At 50.4% G+C, this 1,310-nt stretch carries 2 protein-coding genes; both read left to right on the top strand.

Going from position 1 to position 1,310, the window contains the following annotated elements:
* The first annotated feature begins 80 nt into the window (after positions 1–80).
* On the top strand, positions 81–371 hold the full coding sequence (locus B0G52_RS35130; RefSeq protein ID WP_094051099.1) for a transposase: 291 nt from the start codon (positions 81–83) through the stop codon (positions 369–371).
* 23 nt (positions 372–394) lie between these two features.
* Positions 395–1,255, top strand: coding sequence for an IS3 family transposase (locus B0G52_RS35125; protein WP_198960788.1), 861 nt, complete (start codon positions 395–397; stop codon positions 1,253–1,255).
* Positions 1,256–1,310: the final 55 nt, after the last annotated feature.

The following is a 1,310-nucleotide window of genomic DNA, read 5'->3' as shown; positions in this document are numbered from 1 at the left end:
ATGGAGTGCTACGATAAAAATGCAGTCGAAAAACACCCTCGTATGAAATAAAATGAAAGTTAACGAGGGGACGGGAGACAATGAATCGGTACGACAAAGCATTTAAAGAAGAAGCAGTAAGATTGAGCGATGAGATTGGCCCAAAGAAAGCCGCTGAGCAGTTAGGCGTAGCCTACCACACCTTGCAGGACTGGAGAAAACGAAGAACCCTGCACGGCGACGGAGCGCATATCGGGAGCGGACGCGCTTATGCATCTGCCGATAAGACTGCGCGTGAAATCGAATTAGAAAGAGAAATAGGCGAGTTGCGGCGCGCGAATGAAATTCTCAAGGACGCACTCGGTTTTTTCGCAAAAGACCGGAAGCGGTAAAGGCACGCCAGCTCTATGCTTACATCCATGAACGACGGGATCCATGGACCGTCAAGGAGATGTGCGAAGTACTTGCTGTCAGCGAATCAGGCTATTACCGTAGCTTGAAGCCCACACCCAAACGGGAGAGGCAGCAACGCCTTCTGGTCAAAATCAAAGAAATCATCGGAGAACATGAAGACAACACGAATTACGGTGTTCGGCGTATTCTGCTGGCGCTGTCACAAATAGAGATCACGACCAGCTACAGCACTGTCTACCGCATCATGAAGAAGCACGGGCTGCTGCAGAAAGTGAAGCGTCACCCGAACGGTATTACACGCGAGGACGTCGCAGCTCAGAAGAGCGAGAACCTGATCCAGCGAGACTTCAGCTCCTCAGCACCGAACCAGAAGTGGCTATCGGATATCACGGAGATCCCTTGCTCAGACGGCAAGCTCTATCTGTCCGCGGTGCTGGATTGTTACAACGGAGAAATCGTTGGCCTTGCCATGGACGACAACATGCGCAAGGAGCTCTGCATCCAAGCCTTTGAGAACGCATGCAAGTCAAGAAACGCGCGCGGCATGATTTATCACAGCGATCGCGGCAGCCAATTCACAAGTCAGGCATTCCGAGAGTGTCTGGCTAAACGAGATGCCATTCAGAGCATGAGCGGCACAGGCCGCTGCTATGACAACGCAAGAATGGAAAGCTTCTTTGCTACGCTAAAGAAAGAAAAGCTATACAAGATCAAAACCGAGCAATATCCGATGGCGCATATCAAATCGATCATCTTCAGATACATCATGGTCTACTACAACAGGCAGCGGATCTACACCACGAATCCAGGGGGCTGGCCCCCAACTATTTATCGCGAAAGAATGCTGTCACAAGCAGCATAGCAACGGGATTTCTGCATGAGGGTGTTTTCAAACTGCACTTTTCTTGACAACTCCA

Origin of the sequence: Cohnella sp. SGD-V74 (assembly GCF_003001675.1) — a bacterium.
In the GTDB taxonomy this organism is placed as follows: Bacteria; Bacillota; Bacilli; order Paenibacillales; family Paenibacillaceae; genus Cohnella.
This window is presented reverse-complemented; position numbering and strand designations above follow the sequence as displayed.